This is a genomic window from Chryseobacterium aurantiacum (assembly GCF_003020585.1).
GTDB lineage: Bacteria > Bacteroidota > Bacteroidia > Flavobacteriales > Weeksellaceae > Chryseobacterium > Chryseobacterium aurantiacum.
On the sequence record NZ_PXUE01000001.1, the window covers coordinates 375,881 to 396,984 of the forward strand.

Genomic DNA, 21,104 nt, shown 5'->3' on the forward strand with positions numbered 1-21,104 from the left:
AAATTAAAATGAAAATCAATAGAAGGAGACGCTTAATCAGAACATTTAATCTCTTAGATCAACCGATGAGGTTTAATCCTTTTGTATTCAGCCGTACTTTTTTCATGTGGGCTGTTACAGGTCTGGTGGGCGGTATTATTGCCGGAGGATATTGGATCGTACTTGAACATTTTACTGAATTTTTAGGACATTTTCAAGGATGGCAGGTGATTCCTACCATGGCAATTTGTGGTTTACTGGCTGGCCTGGTTATCCATTTTATTGGTGATCCGGGAGAAATCCATCTGATTGTGAATAACATCAGATTCAATAAAGGAAAGCTGGAACCGAAAAATAACCCGTCCATGATTCTTTCCTCCCTTTTTTGCGTAGCATCTGGGGGAAGTTTAGGTCCCGAAGCCCCTTTGGTACAGGTTACCGGTTCTACAGGAACCTGGCTTGGGAAAATTTTCAGATTAAAAGGCGAAGAATTACGTTCTTTAAGTATCGCCGGGATGGCTTCAGGTTTTACCGCGTTATTTGGTGCACCCCTGGGAGGAAGTCTTTTTTCTCTGGAAATTTTGCATCATAAACACGCTGTTGAATATTATAAAGCAATTATTCCTGCGTTGGTAGCCAGTTGTTTTAGCTACTTAATGTTTGCCCTGATTATCCATTTGGGAATTGGTGCAACATGGGATCTGAAAGCTTACCACTATACAGGAGTCTATGATTTTGCTTATGCTACAGCCTTTGGAATAGTAGGAACTATCTTTGGATGGATCTTCATCTTTGTTGTAAAATTTTTCAAGAAAGTTTTTGAATACAAAAATTTTCCTATTTATATTAAAACATTAGCAGGCGGAATCATTTTAGGAGTTATTGCTTATAATTTCCCGATTACAAGATACTTTGGACATAACGAAATCAATCAGCTGATAGGCGGGAATTTTGGTTTGAACTTTTTAATCCTTGTTCTTATCTTTAAAATAATTGCGATTGCTGTTACAGTAACTTCTGGCTGGAGAGGAGGATTTATTATTCCTCTGTTCTTTGTAGGGACAACATTGGGGTTAATTATCCATAATTTATTCCCAAGTGTAGATACAACCTTGGCTATTGTTAGTTGTATGGCGGCGATTAATGCATGTGTAACAAGAACACCCATGAGTACAACAATTATTTTGGGAACACTTACTGGATTTACTTATTTTGTACCGATATTGTTTGCCAGCCTTACTGGATATTTCCTTGCTCCGAAGATTCCTTTCATTGGATCGCAGTCGGAAAAACTATCGGAAGAATAATATAATTTCCTTTACAATAACGATAAAGCTTTTCTTAATTGAAGAGCTTTTTTCATTAAAGAAGGAGAATACATTTACAGATTTATGGGAAACTTTTTTTTCATAAATGTCATAATGATCATTGATTTATCTAATAAGAAATCGAGAATGGTCAGCTAAAAATTTATTGAGTAATTGCATCTGGTCTTTTCTTGCTTTTTATGGAAGAAATATGATTTTTATCTCCCACTAATGCAATGCTTTCTTTAAAATAAAAATTGATATTTCATCTGTTTTTAGTAAATTTGTCAACCTTTAAATATTAAAATAAAATAATAAAAATAATATGAATCTTCACGAGTATCAATCAAAAGAGATTTTATCAAAGTATGGAGTAGCTATCCAACGTGGTTTCGTAGCAAACAACGTAGAAGAAGCTGTAGCAGCTGCTGAAAAATTGACTGCTGAAACTGGAGCTCAGGCTTGGGTTGTAAAAGCACAGATTCACGCAGGTGGTCGTGGTAAAGGTGGGGGTGTTAAGTTTTCTCCAAACATGGATAAACTTAAAGAAAACGCTCAGAATATCATCGGAATGCAGTTGGTAACTCCACAAACTTCTGCTGAAGGTAAAAAAGTACACTCTGTTTTGGTTGCAGAAGATGTTTATTATCCTGGAGAATCAGAAACTAAAGAATTTTATGTTTCTATTCTTTTAGATAGAGCTGAAGGGAAAAATACAATCGTATATTCTACTGAAGGAGGAATGGATATTGAGCACGTTGCTGAAGTAACTCCTCATTTGATCCACAATGAACTTATTGATCCTGCTTTAGGTCTTCAAGGTTTCCAGGCTAGAAAAATTGCTTTCAACCTAGGTCTTGAAGGAAATGCATTCAAAGAATTTGTGAAATTTATTTCATCTCTTTACAATGCTTACACAGGAATTGATGCATCTCTTTTCGAGATCAACCCTGTATTAAAAACTTCTGATAACAAAATTATCGCTGTTGATGCTAAAGTAACTTTAGATGGTAACTCATTATTCCGTCACAAAGATCTTGCAGAATTAAGAGATACAAGAGAAGAAGATCCTATCGATGTTGAAGCTGGTGAAGCTGGTCTTAACTTCGTAAAACTAGATGGTAACGTTGCTTGTATGGTAAACGGTGCTGGTCTTGCAATGGCAACTATGGATATCATCAAATTATCAGGTGGTAACCCTGCTAACTTCCTTGACGTAGGTGGTACTGCTGATGCTCAGAGAGTACAAACTGCTTTCGGAATCATCTTAAGAGATCCAAACGTAAAAGCTATTTTGATTAACATCTTCGGTGGTATCGTAAGATGTGACAGAGTTGCTCAAGGAGTTGTAGATGCTTACAAAGCTATGGGGAGCCTTCCAGTTCCATTGATCGTAAGATTACAAGGAACTAACGCTGTAGAAGCTAAAAAATTAATTGACGAGTCTGGTCTTCCAGTTCACTCTGCAATTACTTTAGAAGAAGCTGCAAACAAAGTAAAAGAAGTTTTAGCGTAATCTAAAATTTTTAAATAAAATAAAAAACCGTTTCATTTTTTGGAACGGTTTTTTTAATTCTAAAGCTAAAGGTATAAAGTTTTTCATGCCAATTTTTTGTTTGTAAATTGTGCGTTTTCGGCAACAAAGCCATATATCTTAGATTAAATTCTCACGCAGATCCTACAGATCACGCAGATTTTTATTTCTATCTGCTTCATCAGCAAAATCAGCGTGAGGATAAAGAAAATATATCTTAGATTAAATTCTCACGCAGATCCTACAGATTACGCAAATTTTTATTTCTATCTGCTTTATCAGCAAAATCAGCGGGAGAATAAAGAAAATATATCTTAGATTAAATTCTCACGCAGATCCTACAGATCACGCAGATTTTTATTCATATTTACTTCATCAGCAAAATCAGCGTGAGATAAAAATAAATATACCTTACTTATCTTGGCTATTTTCCGGTAGATTAGCCTCACTGCTAGTAATACTAATACTCGTTGGCGTTACCAACTGAATATGATCGGTATCAAAACGTTCTTTAATGCCCAAATAAGCCTTACTTTTTATCTGTGCCAGGTTAGCCCCTACTTTTATCCAGAACTTTACCTGAAGATTAAATGATCCTTGCTTCAGATCCGTAAAAATTACTTCTGCAGTATCCAACTTATCCACATTGTCCAGATTTTGAACCACCTCCATAATGCTCTTTTGTGCCTTACTGATGTCTTCATCTGCAGGTATTTCAAAATTTAAGATAATTCTGCGTTGTGGTGATGCCGTAATATTATAAAATGGGGCATTGAAGACTACCTGATTAGGAATGTAAGCCTTCTTACCATCATCCGTCAATATTTTTGTAGTCAGAAAACCAATTTCCTGCACGGTTCCAGAGTGAGCACCAATAGTAATGTAATCTCCAACCTTAAAGGCTTTATCAATTCCAATCAGCATTCCTGAAAAGATGCTGGATACAAGATCTTTTAATGCGACCCCGGCTATAACCCCGGCCACTCCCAAGCTTCCGATAAACTTCCAGAGAAAACCACTGAATCCCATAATCTCAAGAGAAATAAAGGTCCCAAACAGCATAATCAGGAACCTGAATATACTGATTAAAGTTACTAAAGAGCTTTCCTTTTGGCTTTTAGGAAAGAATCGATGGAATAACTTTACTGAGATTTGGCTTAAGTATTTACTGGTAATGAGAAAAAAAGTAAATACCAAAATTCCTACAATCAATTTAGGGGTGAGCTCTGCTAAAGTCACATACCAGCTTTCCAATACCTTATAAACAACGTCAATGTAGCTGAGTCCGGTTTTCTCCATGAATAAAATTTTACATTAAAGATATAAATTTTCTGTAAAAATTTTGCTAGTTCCAAAAAGTCTACTAAATTTGTAGACTAAAAAACACGAAATATTATGTCAATCAAACTAGGAGATACAGCACCCAACTTTAAGGCAGAATCATCTTTAGGTGATATTCATTTTTATGATTATCTGGGAGATTCCTGGGGAATTTTATTTTCACACCCGGCAGATTATACTCCGGTTTGCACTACAGAGCTTGGTTATACCTCAAAATTGCAATCAGAATTTGCTCAGAGAGGAACTAAGGTTATTGCTCTTAGTGTAGATGGAGTAGAGGATCATCAAAATTGGGTGAAAGATATTAATGAAACCCAAAATACGGATGTACAGTTTCCTATTATTGCTGATAAAGACAAAAGGATCTCCGAATTGTATGACTTCATTCATCCCAATGCTTCAGCTACAGCTACTGTTCGGTCTTTGTTGATTATTGATCCTGCAAAAAAAGTAAGGTTGATTATTACTTATCCTGCTTCTACCGGAAGAAATTTTAATGAAATTTTGAGAGTTCTGGATTCTCTGCAATTGGTGGATGCTCATCAGGTCGCCACTCCTGTGAACTGGAAAAATGGTGATGATGTAATTATTCCTCCTGCGATTTCTACAGAGGATGCCAGAAAAAAATTTCCCAAGGGTGTTACTGAGATAAAGCCGTATTTACGATATACTCCTCAGCCCAATATATGATTTATTTGATTTTTTATAGTTTAGTTTTAATTTGTACGAAAAGCGCCCCAGAAATAAAATTTCCGGGGCGCTTTCAATTTTTTATAAGTATTTCAGTGATTACTTAACGTCGTTGATGATTTGCTTACCTTTTGAAGTAGGTAAATAAATACTAAATCCTAGGTTAAAAGTAATGTTAGAAGTTAAACCAGTATTTCCGAAACCTGTAACACCTGCATATTTTACTAACCCTTCTAGTCCAATATTTGGAGTGATAAAGTAAGAGTAACCTGGTCCTACACCAAAGTCAAGACCTGTTGTAGAGTTACCTCCTTTGCTGATAGAATATCCACCAACACCTACGTTACCCTCGAAGAACCATCTTCCGTGATGTAACAAGTTGTTAACACCTTGTTCTCCTGGAGAAAGATAATAACGGCCTAAAGCTCCTACACCATAATCAAATCTTGTACTTGACTCTTTAGAAGATTTGCCAATACCTAAATTTACATATCCCCCAATAGCAAGATTATCTTCGATGAAATAAGCTCCTTTTGGTTGTAGGTTAATTTGGTATCCACCACCTGTATTTAATCCAAAATTACTTGTTGCTAAACTACTTCCTACCATCCAATTACCTTTCTGAATCTGAGCGTTTGCAGTTGCTGTTAAACCTGCTATAGCTAATACTCCTGTTAAAATAAGTTTTTTCATAATTTATTATTTTAATAATTAAATGTTTATTATTCACGAATTATAGAAAAAACAATAAATATGCCAGACTCTTAATTTTAGACAATTTTTCCAAATTAATGTTAACATTATGAGCCATATACAATTTAATTTTTTAACAATATAACTGACGATTCTGCAATGATAAATAATTGAGGTTGATGGTCGAAAGAGAGAATTTGATGATGTTTAAAAAATAATTATTTCCATTTTTATTATTAAATGATATTAAATAAAAACAGATATATGGTATATAAAACTACTTTTTGCCTCTTTTTCTACTTGTTTAATTTAAATAAATAGAAGAATCACAGAGATGATCAGACCGGCAATGGTAAACTTAATTCCACGTTTGAATGCTTTTGTTTTAGGATTAAACATCCAGAAACTCGAAATAACAAAGAAGAAAAGCGCAACTCCGAAGAATACACTTAGAGGGGCTATGGTATCTTTAGATTGTGATTTGTGAAGAGAAACCATTTTGTCCAGTGCAAAAGGAAGTTCCATTTTTGAATACTTTGCTACCCCAGTTGCTGAATCATAAGTTCCCTTTTTAAAATGAAGAACACTGCCTTCAGTCTTTTCCACTTCAAGGCCTTTCATCTTTAGTTCTTTTTTCAGTTCTTTTTCAGTAAGGTTGGCAGATAAAGTCTTTTCATACTTTTTTTCGCTCTTTAGAAAATCGGTGTCTCTGTAGACCAAAATAATTCCACTTACTGCATACACCGCCATAATACCTGCAAGGAAATACCCCAGATAACGGTGTGTAATTCTCATGAAACTTCTCGTGTCTTTAATCTTATCCATATCTAATTGTTTGTTTTAAATTTCAAAAGTGGAAACTGCAAAAATGCAATTTCCACTTTTAATGAAGAAGTAATTATGTAATTAATTCTAAAGTTTGTACGTCAATGTGAAATAATAATTTCTTGGCATAATCGGGTTTACTGAATAATTCTCGTGAACGTTATAGTTTTCAACGTTAAACAGGTTACCCACTTTCCCTTGAATTGAGAATTTCTTCCATTCGTAGCCAACAGATACCATTACAGTAGTATAATCTTTTAATGCAAATGATCTACTGATTCCGTTTCTTGCACCCAGTCCGGTTGAACCATTTTTTGTATCATTCCATCCTGCTAATCTATCTCCGATAAAGTAGGCTCCTGCACCTACTTTTAAGCCTTTTGCATAACGAGTGAATTTATAGAATACGGAAGCATTTGCTGTTGTAGCAGGTGTTCTTACCAATCTCTGTTTTTCAACATATCCGAATCCTTCCGGTGTATCTATATATACCGAATTATTGTAAGAGAAACCTCCGATGATGGATAAGTTCTCTGTTGGATTTCCTGTAATATCCAGCTCTACTCCTCGGCTTCTCATTTTTCCTGCAAATTCTTTATAGAAAGAATCTGAATTTGCCTGTCCGTTTGCTAGTTGAGGAGCTGTTTGGTAATAATTATTATAAACAATCTGATAGGCTGTTAGGTTTACAGCTAATGCATTATTCCAAAGGTTTTTCTTTACCCCTACTTCATACTGATCAATTGTTGTAGGTTTTAATGCTTGTTCAAAAATATCTTTTCCTGTATTTTGAGCAAAAGAGTTTGTATACGTTGCAAATACCGAAAGGTTTTCATTTGGCATGTAGACTAAACCTGCTTTAGGAGAAAACGCTCTGTCTGATATAGCTGTATTTTTTTGATCAACATCCCCAAGATTATTTGCAAAGGTATTCTTGGTGTTAGTCATTGTTTCCAGGTAAGACCATCTTAAACCTGCAATTACTTTAAATTGCTTCGTAAGGCTGATGAAGTCCTGAATGTAAATACCGAATCTCTGAGTAGGAATTCTAGTTCTGTCTTTTAGAGATGCATCAGGCATTTTTCCACTAGCCCAACTTGATGGATCATCTAGATAAAGATTATTGTTAATAGCTGAGGTATTGCCATTAGTTCCATAAACGGTTGGGTTGGTATAAGTGTAGTTATTTTGAACTCCATAATCCCCATCGGTACCAATTAAAACCTTGTGATTAATTTTTCCTGTATTGAACTCTCCATTAATATTAACTTGTAATGAAGTATAATTTTGTTCGTTAAATGTTTTATTTAAAGGTCTTACCCAGTAATATCTGTTGTTCGGCTTGTCATATGACCATTGTACTCTTTCTGTAGAGTAGTAGTCTTTAGTATAACTTTGAAATGAAGCAACGGTATTCAAAGTCCATCTGTCGCTAAACTGGTGGTTGAAAGTTACGTTGGTAGATACTTGTTCTACGTTCTGATATTGCCAGTCTGCTCCTAAGAATGCGTTTTTAGGTAATAAATCGTTTATTTTGAAACTTCCATCAGGATTGATAATAGATCCAAGACCAAAATCCGGAGTGAAATTATTTTTAAGGTAATCTGCCTCAACAATTAATTGGGATTTCGGACTTAAATTAAATAAGAATGACGGATTAAAATAGTATTTTTCAGATTCAACAACATCTCTGAAGCTTTCAGCATACTCATACGCTCCATTTATTCTAAACGCAATATTTTTAGATAAAGGACCATAAAAATCTACAGTTGGTTTGTAAGAATTCCAGCTTCCGCCATTTAATCCTATACTTCCTCCAAAATTGAATTTTGGTTTCTTAGTAATCATATTAATAATACCTCCGGCAGCAGCATTACCAAAAAGCATTGCATTAGCTCCTTTTAATACTTCCACTCTTTCAAGACCACTTACTTCAGGGAAAACTCCACTGTTTATCCTTGCTCCATTCTTGAAAATATTGTCATTTCCTAAGATAAAACCACGCCCTCCAAAACTATCCTGAGAATTACCTCTGGATGAAGTAACGTACATTCCGTTCACATTTTGAAGAACATCACTCAGTTGTTTTGCCTGTTGCTGCTCAATGATTTCATGAGTAACAATAGCAATGGGCTGAGGGTTTTCCATTACCGTAAGATTTGACTTTGTAGATAATGGCCTCGCCTGGTTTGGATTTCCTGTTTTATGAAGATTGATGTCTTCAATCGTTTGGGTTCTGATAGTATCTGCTTCCGCATTTTTCATCTGAGAACTTGCTGAAACAGCGATAAATAGAAGACCTAAAGAAAGTAGTTGTCTTTTCATTTTATTTTTATGTAGAACAGTTTTAAATAAGGCGCAAATGTAAGTATTTGTTTAGAATGAATAAAAATTAATTTATGACTTTTATCATGCTTTTTAAGGATATATAAATGGATTGTTTCTATCGTTATTGTGAATAGGGGAATCTGGAGTTTTTTATGAATATATTTGTTTTAAAAATAAATTTATGCAATTGGTAAAAGCAGGACTTTGCGCTTTTGGGATGAGTGGCAAAGTTTTTCATGCCCCTTTTTTGAAAGAACATCCTGGGTTTTTTATTTCTGCTGTGGTAGAAAGAAGTAAAGAAGAATCCAAAGAAAAATATCCTGAGGCAACAATCTATCGTTCAATAGAAGAAATGCTTCAAAGTGCAGATATAGAACTAGTTATTGTGAATACTCCTGTGCAAACACATTATGAATATGCAAAAAAAGCACTTGAAGCCGGAAAAAATATTATTGTCGAAAAACCATTTACAGTAAATGTTGCCGAAGCTGAAGAACTGGTAAAACTTGCTGAAGAAAAAGGACTGTTTCTAAGTGTGTATCAGAATAGAAGATTTGATCGTGATTTTCTACAGGTACAAAAGGTTTTGGCAGACGGAAAGCTAGGGAATATTAAAGAAGCTGAAATCCGTTTTGATCGTTTTCGTACCACACCAAGTGGGAAGCAGCATAAGGAAAATCCGGATCAGATAGGTTCAGGATCTCTCCATGATCTTGGAGCTCACCTTGTGGATCAGGCTGTACAGTATTTCGGATATCCGGAAAAGCTTTTTGCGGATGTATTTTCCATGAAAGGAGCAGAGTTTGCAAATGATTATTTTGAAATTCTGCTATTCTATCCAAATGATTTGAGAGTAAGACTGAAATCATCCGTATTTAGTAAAGAAGCTCACTATGCCTATACCATTCACGGGGATAAAGGTAGTTTTTTACAGGAAAGAACAGATCATCAGGAGAATGAACTGGTGGCAGGATCAATTCCTGTCTATGGTGAAGATTGGATGCAGCCTTTGAAAGAGGCGGATGGAATTTTAAATTATCTAAATGAAAATTCTGAAACGATAAGAACCCTAACATCTAGTGAGGCCGGAAATTATATGAATTATTACCAGCAAATCTATGAGCATATTGTTTTTGGGTATCCATTGCCTTCTCCGGGGAAAGAAGTGATTCAGAATATGAAGATTATAGACGCTTCCCTAAAAAGTACACAAGAGCAAAAAGTGGTTAAGCTTTAATATAAACTAAGAATTATGAATCGGTTCAAATGTTTCTGACCAATTCATAATTCTTAGCTCAAAATTTTATAGTGCTTCCTGTAATTCCAGCCATCTCATCTCATGATTTTCCAGTTTTTCGGAAATCATTTCCAGTTCAGAGGAAAGACTGGCTATTTTTTCGTAATCGCTTTCATTATTCAGTTGGTCCAAAATTTTGGCACGCTGTTCTTCCAGTTCAGGCATTTCCTTTTCAATGGTTTCCAATTCTCTTTGTTCCTTAAAGGTTAGTTTCCTTTTTGGGGCATTCGAAGATTGAGGAGCTTCCACAACAGGAACTGTTTCTTTAACAGGCTCAGGTCTTGCAGCTGTATTTTTTTCCAGAGCTTCTTCACGGCTTTTCGCCTCCCGATATTCTGAGAAGTTTCCAACAAAGTCTCTTATTTTTCCATCTCCCTCAAAAGCTAGGACGTGATCTACAATTCTGTCCATAAAATACCTGTCGTGAGAAACAATAATCAAAGATCCCTGAAATTGTTGAAGAAAATTTTCAAGAACCGTTAATGTCGGAAGATCGAGATCATTCGTAGGTTCATCAAAGATCAAAAAGTTAGGATTCTGATAAAGAATATACATTAAATGCAGTCTTCTTTTTTCTCCTCCCGATAATTTTGAGATAGGCGAGTATTGCGTCTGATCATCAAATAAAAATAATCTCAAAAACTGAGATGCAGAAAGACTTCTACCATTAGCTAAAGGATAGAATTCTGCAATTTCTTTAATAAAATCAATTACACGTTCATCTTCCTTGTAGGTAAGTCCTTTTTGTGCAAAATATCCAAAGGAGATAGTTTCTCCGGTTTCAATCTCACCTTTATCATATTTTTCAAAACCTTGGATGATATTAAGAAGAGTGGATTTTCCGGCTCCGTTTTTTCCAATAATTCCAACTTTCTCACCACGTTGAAATTGATAGCTGAAATCCTTTAATAATAATTTGCTGCCAAAACTTTTATCAATGTTTTTCAGTTCAAGAATCTTGTTACCCAGACGCTTCATCTCAAAGTCAAGTTCCAGACCCTGTTTTCTGGTATCTGTTTTAGCCACTTTTTCTGTTTCGTAGAAAGAGTCAATTCTGCTTTTGGACTTTGTGGTTCTTGCTTTAGGCTGTCTTCGCATCCATTCCAATTCCTTTCGGTAAAGGTTATTTGCTTTATCAATGGTAGCATTAAGGTTGTCTTCACGAATCATTTTATTTTCAAGATAAGTGGCATATGAACCATTATGAACATAAAGATTTCCGTCTTCCATTTCCCAGATAATATCGCAGACACTGTCTAGGAAATATCTGTCGTGGGTCACCAGTAATAGAGTGATTTTTGCTTTGGTCAAATAATTTTCAAGCCATTCTACCATGTCCACATCAAGGTGGTTGGTAGGTTCATCCATAATCAGTAGAGTATGTCTGTGCTCGGCTCTTGTTTCTGTTAATAATTTTGCCAGTGCCACACGCTTGATCTGACCTCCTGAAAGAGTTCCCATTTTTGCTTCAAGATCAGTAATCTTAAGCTGAGAAAGGATTTGTTTCATTTCATTTTCAAGGTCCCAGGCTTTGTGAGCTTCCATGTCAGATAATGCTTTTTCAATAAAGTCATTGTCCGTGGAATGAAGAGATTTGTGGTAGTTCTTCAGGGCAAGAATGGGTTTAGAATCCAGCGTCATCATAAATTCCTCAATGTTGAGGTTAGGATCATAATCAATTTCCTGGTCAAATAAAACAACCTGGATATCTTTGTTGATGATCGCAGTACCACTGTCTGCAATTTCTTTACCCATTAAAATTTTCAGAAGGGTAGATTTTCCACTTCCGTTTTTGGCAACAATGGCAATTTTGTCTCCCTCATTGATGTGAAAAGAAATGTTTTCAAACAAAACTTTGATGCCGTAGGATTTGGTAAGATTTTCTGCAGAAACGTAATTCATTGGAAATTAATGGTTTGATTTTAATTTTGAATAGAACGGCAAAAATACGAAAATGTAACCATAAAACTTTCCGGAACTTCTTTTATAAAAATGATTATTTACGATTTTTTAATAAACTGTGTCCACTCTCAGAAAAAACTATTCAGTAAATTTGATAGCAGTTGAAAAAAATAATCGTTAATAACAAATAATATAATGAAGTATGAAGAAAGTAATTGTTGATATGGATGGAGTAATGGCGGATGTGTATCATCAGTTGGCACAATTTGAAAAAAGAGATACCGGAAAAGATCTTGAAGTAGGTACCATGATTGGAAAACCGGAATTAGAGGTCTTTCCTAACGGGAAAAAGCATGTGAATGAGGAGGGATTTTTCCGCACATTGCCTGTAATGGAAGGGAGCCGTGAAGCGATGGAATATTTAAACAATAAATATGAACTCTACATTGTCTCTGCAGGAATGGAGTTTCCCAACAGCCTAAGAGAAAAGTATGATTGGCTGGCAGAGCATTTTCCATTCATCACATGGGAGCAGATTGTTCTTTGCGGAAGCAAAAGGGTAGTGTCGGGAGATGTAATGATTGATGATTATCCAAAAAATTTAGATCATTTTTCAGGTGATAGACTGATTTTTACCCAGCCTCATAATGAACTGATAGAAAATGAAACATATAAGAGGGTAAACTCATGGGAAGAGATCATGAATATTTTGTAGGAATAAGTTAAAATTTAAATCTTTGAAAAGAAATTTCCCTTAATGGCGAACATTTAAAATAACTTTAACTAAAATAACTTCAAATTTAATAAGGTCTTATGAAGATTGGTCATTCAAAATAAATAAGTTTGCATCAAACTTTTAACATGAAAAAACTTAATGCCTTATTCTTTATTTTGGCTGTTTCTTCCCTGAATGCACAAGTCATTTCCGGAACAATTATTTCTAAAAATGAAAACCAACCTATTCCTTATGTAAAAGTAGGGATTGAAAAAAAGACCAACGGAACCATTTCTGATGAAAAAGGAAATTTTTCAATAGATCTTTCAAAGCTAGATCCACAGCAAATTGTAAAGATTGAAGTGCCTGGATATGATCTGTATAAAGAAACAGTACAGGACTTTAAGAAGCATGACCAGCAGAAAATATTTTTAAAAGAAAAAATTAAAAGCATTAAGGAAATTGCCATTAAGCCCAAAAAGCTGGTAGATAAAAACTGGGGAGTCAATACAAAGACCAAAAGTGTCTTATATTCCGTAAATCCGGCAATGGGTAAACAGGATTTTTTAGGAGAAACAGCCCTTGAATTTAATGCAAAGAAAAGATCTAAAATCAAGAATATTAATCTGAATATTGCGCGCTACACCTCTACTGAACCGGTTCTGATGCGATACAGCATTTACAGTGAGAAAAATGGTTTTCCGGATAAAAATATTCTGGATGAGGAAATTACAGTTGAACTTACCGAAGATATGATAAAAGACGGTACCTATACGCTGGATGTTAATGACCATAATATCTGGGTGCAAGGGAAATTTTTTGTTGGAATTCAGTTTTTAAAAGAGTTTAATGGGAGCATTAAAATTAGTGCTGCCTTATTCAGAACTGGTTTTATAAGAGAATTTTATGGAGATTGGATGAAGATGTCAATTGCTGCACCGGCTATTAATATCGATGTGAAAATGGATAAAAACGGAAAAAATACAAAAGAGGATGAGGGCGGATATTCGGATGATGATCTTCAGGATTGGATTTCGGACAACTCAAAATATATACAGGAAGCAGATCAATCCATATACGGGAAAAATGAATCTGCAGGAAAGTATCTGAAATTGAAGGATCTGGATCTTTATTATGAGGTTTATGGAGAAGGAGATCCCTTGATTTTGCTTCATGGTAATTCAGGAAGTATAAAAGATTATTATCAACAAATTCCGGTTTTATCCAAACAGTATAAGGTAATTGCAATAGATACAAGAGGCCAGGGAAAAAGTAAGGATATCTCAAAAAAAGATTTTACTTATAAATTGTTTGCAGATGACGTAAAGGCATTGGCAGACCATCTGAAGCTTGATAAAGTGAATATTGCAGGATGGAGTGATGGAGGATGTACAGGATTAGAATTCGCTTTGAAATATCCGGATCATCTTAATAAGTTAATAATAATGGGTGCCAATGCTTTTCCAGAAGGGATTGAAGAAAAATTGTTTAACCGATTTACAAGTCAAATGACACAACTAAATCAATTAGGCGTTCCCGAAACATTCAATGAACGCAGGCTTTTAAAAATCATGCTTACAGAGCCCAATATCAGCAAAAATGATTTAAATAAAATAAAAAGTCCGGTATTGGTTATTGTTGGAGATAAAGATGTCATTAAGCCAGAGCATACAGAGTTTATCGCAAAACAAATTCCTACTACAGAGTTGAAGATTTATAAAGATACTACACACATGGTTCCTTTTGAAAAAGCAGATGAACTGAATGCTGATATTCTGAATTTTTTGAAAAAAAATAATTAAAAATTCAAGACAAGAAGACGGGGATTGGATATGATTTTTAAGGATTTATAATCCGGAGAAAAAAAATGCAAATTAAATTCCTGCTTAAACTGTCATTATTTCTGTCTTCTTGTTTCTTTTCTATCAATCCAATGTCAGTCTTTTTAAAGACCAGGAATTTCCATTATAGACATCAAGATCCACCTTGGTATTAATTCCGTGAACAATTCCGTTTTCAGTAAATTGCCAAAAATCCCATTGATCATTTGGAGATGGGGTAGGGACATCATTATAATTGGCCAGCCATAATGGATATCCTTCAAATTCTCCTTTCAGAAAATCCTTATAATAGTGGTAGTAGGTATAAATAATGGGCTTTTCACCATAAGTTTCTTCCACAATTTTACACCATACTTTTAGGTCTTCAATCAGCTTTTTATTGGTTTTACGCTTAGGGATCTTTTCAATATCCAAAATAGGCGGAAGATCTCCGCTTTCTAATTTTACATTCGCTAAAAAATTGTTGGCTTGAATTACAGGATCCTCATCAGCTCTGTAAAAATGATAGGCTCCACGGATCAGATTATGTTTCTTGGCCATTTCCCAAAATTCATCAAAGTGCTTATCTGCACTGCGGTTTCCCATGGTGGCACGCATTACCACAAATTCCAACGGAATCGTTTTGTTTCCAATACTTAGACTGTCCCATTTGATATCTTCCCTGTTTTGATAGTGAGAAACATCAAAGCCATAGGTTTTATCAAGGTTATTTGCTAAAACTCTTTGAATTCGGGAAGCCTCCTTTTCGCTGTTGTGCAGTTTTTTATGAGTAAATTTATTGAAGTACAGAGCGTAGTAGTAACTAACAGATTGTTTAAGATAAAAACCAGTTCCAATTAAAGCAACTATTAAAATTGCTAATATCACCCATCGACGGAAAAAATAATTCTTTCGTCGGTTCTTATGAATCTGTTTGGCAGTTTTTTTGGTGTACTTTTTTGGTGTCATAAAGTTTTGCAAAACTAACTTTTTTCACTGCTAATTGCTAAATAAAATCAGTAAATTTGTGTATTATGGAAACACGCGAAAAAATCATCATTATAGGAGGAGGATTTGCGGGGCTGCAGCTTGCAAAAACATTGAATAATAAGAACAAAAAAGTAATTGTTCTGGACCGGATGAATCATCATATGTTTCAGCCGCTTTTTTATCAGGTAGCCTCCGGGAGGATAGAGCCCTCCAATATTTCTTTCCCATTCCGAAAGATTTTTCAGCAATCCAGAAACACTCAGTTCCGAATGACAGATGTCAGAGAAATTGATGCTGCAAACAATAAGGTGATTACCGATGAGGCAGAATTCACTTATGACAAACTCATTATCGCAACAGGTTGTAAAACTAATTTTTTCGGTAACAAAGAACTTGAAGGAAAAGCTTTCGGAATGAAAAATACTCAGGAAGCAATCAGCATTAGAAATCACGTTTTAATGACCTTCGAAAAACTGATTATTGAAAAGAGCAGAAGCGATGACGGAAACTGGAATATCGTTATTGTAGGAAGCGGACCTACAGGAGTAGAGCTTGCAGGAGCATTTGCTGAAATGAAAAAAGATATTCTTCCAAGGGATTATCCTTATATGAACTTCGATCAGCTAAAGATTATTCTGGTAAGCTCCACAGAAAAACCACTTGCTGTAATGAGTTCTGAAGCTCAGGAAAAATCAGAAAAGTATCTTAAAGATCTTGGTGTAACTTTCATGAGTGGAGAAGTGGTTACAGATTACGACGGAGAAAAAGTACATCTGAAAAGTGATAAGGAAATACCCTCTAATAATGTAATTTGGGCAGCAGGGGTTACGGGAAATGTAATAGATGGCTTTCCCGAAGATAAATTAGTGCGAAACAGATACATAGTAGATCGATATAATAAAATAAAAGGCTACGACAATATTTATGCAATCGGAGATATTGCCTATATGGAGACTCCTAAATATCCGCAAGGACATCCTCAGGTTGCCAACGTAGCGATTAATCAAGCAAAAAATCTAGGTAAAAATCTTTTAAAGAAAACTTCAGGAGAATGGAACGAGTATGAGTATGATGACCAAGGCTCACTGGCAACAATTGGAAAGCACAGAGCCGTTGTAGATTTACCATTCATTAAATTTCAGGGATTTTTAGCATGGTATTTCTGGATGTTTCTCCATTTAATGCTAATTTTGAGCGTTCGAAATAAGCTGGCCATATTCTTCAATTGGATGTGGAGCTATATCAACAAAGATTCTTCTTTAAGATTAATTATTATACCTACTAAGAAAAACGGAACATTACAATGAGAATTGATATAATAAGCGTACTTCCAGAATTGATGGAAAGTCCGTTTAACACCTCTATTTTGAAAAGAGCAATAGATAAAGGACTGGCGGAAGTACATTTTCATCATCTAAGAGACTGGGCAATCAATAAGCATAGGCAAGTTGATGATGAACCCTATGGAGGTGGTGCAGGAATGGTGATGATGATAGAGCCCATAGACAAATGTATTTCAGAACTTAAATCCCAAAGAGACTATGATGAGGTAATCTATCTGACTCCTGATGGAGCAACCTTGAATCAGAAAATTGCCAATTCTCTTTCCATTAAAAATAATCTGATCTTTCTTTGTGGACATTATAAAGGAATTGATCAAAGAGTGAGAGACCTGCATATTACAAAAGAAATTTCAATAGGAGACTACGTTCTTACAGGAGGTGAACTGGCTGCATGTGTGCTTGCCGATTCTATTATAAGATTGCTTCCCGGAGTTCTAAATGATGAGCAAAGCGCTCTGACAGACAGTTTTCAGGATGATCTTCTGTCTCCTCCCATCTATACAAGACCCGAAAGTTATAAAGGATTGGATGTTCCCAAGATCTTATTAAGTGGAAATTGGGGTAAAATTGAAGAGTGGCGTCACGATGAGGCCGTAAGAATTACAAAGGAAAAACGTCCGGATCTCCTTTAAAATTTTTTTGAAACGCTCTTTTTTATTGATCAAGCCTGCTAATATATCAAATGGAATAATATTTGTTATTATTGTGAATAGGAAGTAAAATATTAACATTTCTGTTTTTAAGTTGAGGTTTTATTTTATTTATTTTAAGTTTTGTATGTTATTTCGATTTCGATATATGAAACAAATTAAATAAATGGTTGAAAATTCAATTCAATACAGGTGTTTTTATTGGTATTTTTTATTATATTTGAAATATTTATTGTTATAAATTGATTTTTCAATATTATAGATAGATCAAATGAATTTTGAAAAAAATAATAAATTTGCGTTTAGAAAAAAGGACATATTAATTAAAGTATAGAAATTTGTGTTGATGGAACTGTTCTCTTTTTATAATGTAGAAAATTTATTTTTACCCGATCCTAGGCCTGTTCATAAATTAGATCCTACCCAATCAGGTTTAAGAAACTGGGATGAAAAGAGATATAAAAACAAACTTTTTAAAATCTCTCACGTATTTCAATTGATGAAGGAGGATAATGGGGTATTGCCATTTGTAATTGGATTGTCTGAAGTTTCCGGAAGGAAAGTTTTGGAGGATCTTGTGGAGATGGAACCTTTTAATTCAGAATATGGAATTATACATTACAATTCTATGGACGAAAGAAAGGTAGACGTAGCCATGTTATATGACAAAAATAAAGTAAAGGTAATTGATTCTGAAACCATTACTTTCTTTTTTGAAATAGTAAATAAAAACACAGGAAATTACGATACAACTAGGGACGTACTTTTTTCTAAAATCGAATATAAAGGGGAAATTATTAATGTCTTTATCGCTCACCTTCCCTCTAAACGCGAGAAAGATGTCAATAAACCTAAAAGAGCCTTTATACTGAATGAGGTCCGGGAACGGATCCTGAAGATTGTAGATGATAGTAAGGAGCATGTCATATTGTGTGGTGATTTTAACGAAAATCCGGATGATGAAAATTTAGTACAAATTCTCTATGACAATGATCATGAAAAGGTTTTAATGAACCCATTTCAGGAGTTGTTTTCTACAAGAAATTATTCTACTTTTCATTATAAGTCTGGACTGCTGTATGATCAGATTATTATGTCGAGATCCTTTCTTGACAATAAAACTCTGGCTTTTCAGGATGCTCACATATTTAATTCTGAAAAAATCAGTAGCAGAACCAGAAATTTTGAAGGGCGACCTTTTAGAACTTATGCCGGTACGCGATATTTAGGTGGATACAGCGACCACTTTCCTGTTTTTGTAAAGTTTAAAAACTTACAGTAAAAACATAAATTATAAAAAAAATGAAAAATTCGAGCAACACAAGCTATCATTTAGATTCAATCGACAAGGAAATCATCTATATGCTGATGGATAACGCTAAAACATCTTTAGCACACATCTCAAAGAATGTAGGAATTTCCACCACTGCGGTACATCAAAGAATTAAGAAACTGGAACATGCAGGGGTTATTGAAAACTCAATTTCATTCCTTAATCCTAAAAAAATTGGATATAAGGTAATTTCGTACATTGGTGTATTCTTGGATCAACCAAGTCATTATCCTGAAGTGGTAAAATCTTTGCATGATATTAACGAAGTAGTGGAAGCCCACTATACAACCGGTAATTATACAATATTCTTAAAGGTTCTTTGTAAGGATAACGACCATTTGATGCAAATCCTTAACAAACTTCAAAAATTGAAGGGAGTAACAAGAACAGAAACTTTCATATCTTTGGAACAAGGTATTTACAGACAATTGAAAGTATAACGATATGAACATAGCCCAATATTTGGATTCAACTTATTTGAAGACACCCGAACAATCAGGTATTTCACATGAAGAAACTCTTCAAATAGATAAAAAACTTGCTCAGGAAGCTATTGATAATGGTATTTTTGCCGTAATGATCCGTCCGGATTATGTAGCAGAGATCAAAAAATATATTAATGAAAGAAATTCAAATGTTGCAGTTGGTACTGTAATAGGATTTCATGAGGGAACGTACTCAGTTGATGAAAAGCTTGCAGAAGCTTCAAAAGCAATAGAAGACGGTGCTGATGAATTGGATTTTGTTATTAATTACACGGCTTACCTTCAAGGGAATACAGAATTGGTAAAAGAAGAATTTGTGAAATGTACCCAATTATCTTTGGAACATCATAAAATCGCTAAATGGATTATTGAAATTGCAGCATTAACTGATGAGCAGATTGCAGATCTTACCAAAAATATTTCTAACTGGGCAGAAGAAAACTTCTCTGAAAGCGAATTGTCCGGGATTTTTGTAAAATCTTCAACTGGCTTCTATGAAACAACAGGTGGTAAACCGAATGGGGCAACATTTGAGGGAGTAAAGATCATGATTGATAATGCTGGAAAACTTCCTGTAAAAGCTGCCGGAGGAGTAAGAACTCCTGAAGATGCTGAAAAAATGATTAATATGGGGGTAAAGAGAATCGGAACCTCCTCTGCATTGGCACTCATTAAAAATGAATCTTCATCAGGAGGATATTAAATTTGATATTCAAATAAAAATAAGAAAACCATCAATCAAATTGATGGTTTTTTGTTTTATATCTGAGCTTGATATTCTTCGTAGAATTGTTGAGTTTCTTTGATTAAGCTGTCCATTTCTTCCATAGTGAAAACTTCGAGGAATTTTTTTCTAAAATCCTTGAAGTGAGGAATCCCTCTGAAATAGTTGCTGTAATGCTGTCTCATTTCAACCAGTCCCAATCTTTCACCTTTCCATTCTGCACTCCATTCAGCATGTTGACGTACTGCCAATAATCGGTCTGAAATAGTTGGAGCAGGTAAACGTTCACCTGTTTTAAAGAAATGTTTGATTTCATTAAATATCCAAGGGTAACCAATCGCTGCACGACCAATCATGATTCCGTCACAAGCATACTTTTGTTTGTACTCCAATGCTTTTTCACCAGAGTCTATATCTCCATTTCCAAAAATAGGAATCTCAATATTAGGATTTTGTTTGATTCTTGAAATATGTTCCCAGTCTGCCTCACCCTTATACATCTGTGCACGGGTTCTTGCATGGATGGTAAGAGCCTTAATTCCTGTTTCCTGTAAACGTTCTGCTACTTCATCAATATTGATGGAAGTACTGTCCCAGCCTAGACGGGTTTTAACAGTCACAGGAAGATGAGTAGAGCTTACTACTGCTTTTGTAAGGCGAACCATAAGATCAATATCTTTCAACACGCCTGCTCCGGCACCTTTGCAGACCACCTTTTTTACAGGGCATCCAAAGTTAATGTCTACCAGATCCGGATTTACCGTTTCTACAATTCTTGCAGACATGGCCATTGCTTCTTCATCACCACCAAAAATTTGTATACCGACTGGTCTTTCATAGTCAAAAATATCAAGCTTTTTGCGGCTTTTGATAGCATCACGAATTAAACCTTCAGAAGAAATAAATTCTGAATACATTAAATCTGCACCGTGCATTTTACACAAACGTCTGAATGGAGGATCACTTACATCTTCCATTGGAGCTAGCAAAAGCGGAAATTCCGGCAGTTCTATGTTGCCTATTTTTATCATGGTGCAAATTTACAAAATTCTAAATAGTGAAAAATATGATATTATCTATTAGTGTAAGTGATGAAGATATGGACGCAATGATAGCGAAATAGAAATAGAATTTCAATATAAAATTAA

The 21,104-nt window shown here is 34.8% G+C and carries 18 protein-coding genes; 11 read left to right on the top strand and 7 right to left on the bottom strand.

Going from position 1 to position 21,104, the window contains the following annotated elements; translation table 11 throughout:
• Nucleotides 1-8 precede the first annotated feature (8 nt).
• Together C7D53_RS01690 and sucC are read left to right on the top strand one after the other, a co-directional pair.
• Entirely contained in the window at nucleotides 9-1,286 is a 1,278-nt protein-coding gene (locus C7D53_RS01690) for a chloride channel protein (RefSeq protein WP_106914672.1), read from the top strand.
• 325 nt (nucleotides 1,287-1,611) lie between these two features.
• Nucleotides 1,612-2,802, top strand: a complete 1,191-nt coding sequence (sucC, locus tag C7D53_RS01695) for an ADP-forming succinate--CoA ligase subunit beta (RefSeq protein WP_076354598.1) — start codon at nucleotides 1,612-1,614, stop codon at nucleotides 2,800-2,802.
• Nucleotides 2,803-3,231: 429 nt separating this feature from the next.
• Here sucC and C7D53_RS01700 read toward each other — a convergent pair whose 3' ends face one another.
• Nucleotides 3,232-4,119: a mechanosensitive ion channel family protein gene (locus C7D53_RS01700; RefSeq protein WP_106914673.1), complete on the bottom strand. Its 888-nt coding sequence runs from the start codon at nucleotides 4,117-4,119 to the stop codon at nucleotides 3,232-3,234.
• A gap of 96 nt (nucleotides 4,120-4,215) precedes the next feature.
• Here C7D53_RS01700 and C7D53_RS01705 point away from each other — a divergent pair, with 96 nt between their 5' ends.
• Entirely contained in the window at nucleotides 4,216-4,851 is a 636-nt protein-coding gene (locus tag C7D53_RS01705; RefSeq protein ID WP_106914674.1) for a peroxiredoxin, read from the top strand.
• A 99-nt stretch (nucleotides 4,852-4,950) separates the two neighbouring features.
• Here C7D53_RS01705 and C7D53_RS01710 read toward each other — a convergent pair whose 3' ends face one another.
• The 3 genes from C7D53_RS01710 to C7D53_RS01720 all read right to left on the bottom strand — a co-directional run bounded on the left by C7D53_RS01710 (nucleotide 4,951) and on the right by C7D53_RS01720 (nucleotide 8,694).
• A complete protein-coding gene (locus C7D53_RS01710) occupies nucleotides 4,951-5,460 on the bottom strand; it encodes a hypothetical protein (RefSeq protein WP_228422143.1) in 510 nt (169 codons plus the stop codon).
• Between the two features lie 393 nt (nucleotides 5,461-5,853).
• Nucleotides 5,854-6,369, bottom strand: coding sequence for a hypothetical protein (locus tag C7D53_RS01715; protein ID WP_106914676.1), 516 nt, complete (start codon nucleotides 6,367-6,369; stop codon nucleotides 5,854-5,856).
• 87 nt (nucleotides 6,370-6,456) lie between these two features.
• Entirely contained in the window at nucleotides 6,457-8,694 is a 2,238-nt protein-coding gene (locus C7D53_RS01720) for a TonB-dependent siderophore receptor (protein WP_106914677.1), read from the bottom strand.
• Between the two features lie 184 nt (nucleotides 8,695-8,878).
• On the opposite strand from C7D53_RS01720, the gene C7D53_RS01725 reads away from it, so the two are divergent.
• Nucleotides 8,879-9,934 (top strand): Gfo/Idh/MocA family oxidoreductase, encoded by a 1,056-nt coding sequence (locus tag C7D53_RS01725; RefSeq protein WP_106914678.1) that lies wholly within the window; start codon nucleotides 8,879-8,881, stop codon nucleotides 9,932-9,934.
• Between the two features lie 66 nt (nucleotides 9,935-10,000).
• On the opposite strand, the gene C7D53_RS01730 is transcribed toward C7D53_RS01725, so the two are convergent.
• Nucleotides 10,001-11,896, bottom strand: a complete 1,896-nt coding sequence (locus C7D53_RS01730; protein WP_106914679.1) for an ABC-F family ATP-binding cassette domain-containing protein — start codon at nucleotides 11,894-11,896, stop codon at nucleotides 10,001-10,003.
• 202 nt (nucleotides 11,897-12,098) lie between these two features.
• On the opposite strand from C7D53_RS01730, the gene C7D53_RS01735 reads away from it, so the two are divergent.
• Nucleotides 12,099-12,611 carry a 5' nucleotidase, NT5C type gene (locus tag C7D53_RS01735; RefSeq protein ID WP_106914680.1) on the top strand — a complete coding sequence of 171 codons (513 nt, stop codon included), beginning with the start codon at nucleotides 12,099-12,101 and terminating at the stop codon, nucleotides 12,609-12,611.
• A 146-nt stretch (nucleotides 12,612-12,757) separates the two neighbouring features.
• Nucleotides 12,758-14,413 (top strand): alpha/beta fold hydrolase, encoded by a 1,656-nt coding sequence (locus C7D53_RS01740; RefSeq protein WP_106914681.1) that lies wholly within the window; start codon nucleotides 12,758-12,760, stop codon nucleotides 14,411-14,413.
• A gap of 123 nt (nucleotides 14,414-14,536) precedes the next feature.
• Here C7D53_RS01740 and C7D53_RS01745 read toward each other — a convergent pair whose 3' ends face one another.
• Complete coding sequence (locus C7D53_RS01745) at nucleotides 14,537-15,400, bottom strand: glycoside hydrolase family 25 protein (protein ID WP_106914682.1); 864 nt, start codon at nucleotides 15,398-15,400, stop codon at nucleotides 14,537-14,539.
• 65 nt (nucleotides 15,401-15,465) lie between these two features.
• On the opposite strand from C7D53_RS01745, the gene C7D53_RS01750 reads away from it, so the two are divergent.
• The 5 genes from C7D53_RS01750 (at nucleotide 15,466) to deoC (ending at nucleotide 19,935) form a co-directional block, all read left to right on the top strand.
• Nucleotides 15,466-16,728 (top strand): NAD(P)/FAD-dependent oxidoreductase, encoded by a 1,263-nt coding sequence (locus C7D53_RS01750; protein ID WP_106914683.1) that lies wholly within the window; start codon nucleotides 15,466-15,468, stop codon nucleotides 16,726-16,728.
• The gene (gene trmD, locus C7D53_RS01755; RefSeq protein WP_106914684.1) at nucleotides 16,725-17,396 is read left to right on the top strand and encodes a tRNA (guanosine(37)-N1)-methyltransferase TrmD; all 672 of its coding nucleotides are present in this window, start codon (nucleotides 16,725-16,727) and stop codon (nucleotides 17,394-17,396) included. The genes C7D53_RS01750 and trmD overlap by 4 nt, the downstream gene beginning before the upstream one ends.
• Nucleotides 17,397-17,760: 364 nt before the next feature.
• Nucleotides 17,761-18,696, top strand: coding sequence for an endonuclease/exonuclease/phosphatase family protein (locus C7D53_RS01760; protein ID WP_106914685.1), 936 nt, complete (start codon nucleotides 17,761-17,763; stop codon nucleotides 18,694-18,696).
• Nucleotides 18,697-18,716: 20 nt separating this feature from the next.
• Nucleotides 18,717-19,187 (top strand): Lrp/AsnC ligand binding domain-containing protein, encoded by a 471-nt coding sequence (locus tag C7D53_RS01765; RefSeq protein ID WP_047379047.1) that lies wholly within the window; start codon nucleotides 18,717-18,719, stop codon nucleotides 19,185-19,187.
• Between the two features lie 4 nt (nucleotides 19,188-19,191).
• The gene (deoC, locus tag C7D53_RS01770; protein WP_106914686.1) at nucleotides 19,192-19,935 is read left to right on the top strand and encodes a deoxyribose-phosphate aldolase; all 744 of its coding nucleotides are present in this window, start codon (nucleotides 19,192-19,194) and stop codon (nucleotides 19,933-19,935) included.
• Nucleotides 19,936-19,991: 56 nt separating this feature from the next.
• On the opposite strand, the gene dusB is transcribed toward deoC, so the two are convergent.
• Nucleotides 19,992-20,987: a tRNA dihydrouridine synthase DusB gene (dusB, locus tag C7D53_RS01775; RefSeq protein WP_106914687.1), complete on the bottom strand. Its 996-nt coding sequence runs from the start codon at nucleotides 20,985-20,987 to the stop codon at nucleotides 19,992-19,994.
• Nucleotides 20,988-21,104 lie beyond the last annotated feature (117 nt).

Excerpts from the sequence above, each read along its gene's own strand:
- C7D53_RS01700 (WP_106914673.1), bottom strand. The coding sequence starts at position 4,119 with ATGGAGAAAACCGGACTCAGCTACATTGACGTTGTTTATAAGGTATTG.
- deoC (WP_106914686.1), top strand. The coding sequence starts at position 19,192 with ATGAACATAGCCCAATATTTGGATTCAACTTATTTGAAGACACCCGAA.
- C7D53_RS01715 (WP_106914676.1), bottom strand. The coding sequence starts at position 6,369 with ATGGATAAGATTAAAGACACGAGAAGTTTCATGAGAATTACACACCGT.
- C7D53_RS01765 (WP_047379047.1), top strand. The coding sequence starts at position 18,717 with ATGAAAAATTCGAGCAACACAAGCTATCATTTAGATTCAATCGACAAG.
- C7D53_RS01760 (WP_106914685.1), top strand. The coding sequence starts at position 17,761 with ATGGAACTGTTCTCTTTTTATAATGTAGAAAATTTATTTTTACCCGAT.
- sucC (WP_076354598.1), top strand. The coding sequence starts at position 1,612 with ATGAATCTTCACGAGTATCAATCAAAAGAGATTTTATCAAAGTATGGA.
- C7D53_RS01730 (WP_106914679.1), bottom strand. The coding sequence starts at position 11,896 with ATGAATTACGTTTCTGCAGAAAATCTTACCAAATCCTACGGCATCAAA.
- C7D53_RS01705 (WP_106914674.1), top strand. The coding sequence starts at position 4,216 with ATGTCAATCAAACTAGGAGATACAGCACCCAACTTTAAGGCAGAATCA.
- C7D53_RS01745 (WP_106914682.1), bottom strand. The coding sequence starts at position 15,400 with ATGACACCAAAAAAGTACACCAAAAAAACTGCCAAACAGATTCATAAG.
- dusB (WP_106914687.1), bottom strand. The coding sequence starts at position 20,987 with ATGATAAAAATAGGCAACATAGAACTGCCGGAATTTCCGCTTTTGCTA.
- C7D53_RS01710 (WP_228422143.1), bottom strand. The coding sequence starts at position 5,460 with ATGGTAGGAAGTAGTTTAGCAACAAGTAATTTTGGATTAAATACAGGT.
- C7D53_RS01735 (WP_106914680.1), top strand. The coding sequence starts at position 12,099 with ATGAAGAAAGTAATTGTTGATATGGATGGAGTAATGGCGGATGTGTAT.
- C7D53_RS01725 (WP_106914678.1), top strand. The coding sequence starts at position 8,879 with ATGCAATTGGTAAAAGCAGGACTTTGCGCTTTTGGGATGAGTGGCAAA.
- C7D53_RS01690 (WP_106914672.1), top strand. The coding sequence starts at position 9 with ATGAAAATCAATAGAAGGAGACGCTTAATCAGAACATTTAATCTCTTA.
- C7D53_RS01740 (WP_106914681.1), top strand. The coding sequence starts at position 12,758 with ATGAAAAAACTTAATGCCTTATTCTTTATTTTGGCTGTTTCTTCCCTG.
- trmD (WP_106914684.1), top strand. The coding sequence starts at position 16,725 with ATGAGAATTGATATAATAAGCGTACTTCCAGAATTGATGGAAAGTCCG.
- C7D53_RS01750 (WP_106914683.1), top strand. The coding sequence starts at position 15,466 with ATGGAAACACGCGAAAAAATCATCATTATAGGAGGAGGATTTGCGGGG.
- C7D53_RS01720 (WP_106914677.1), bottom strand. The coding sequence starts at position 8,694 with ATGAAAAGACAACTACTTTCTTTAGGTCTTCTATTTATCGCTGTTTCA.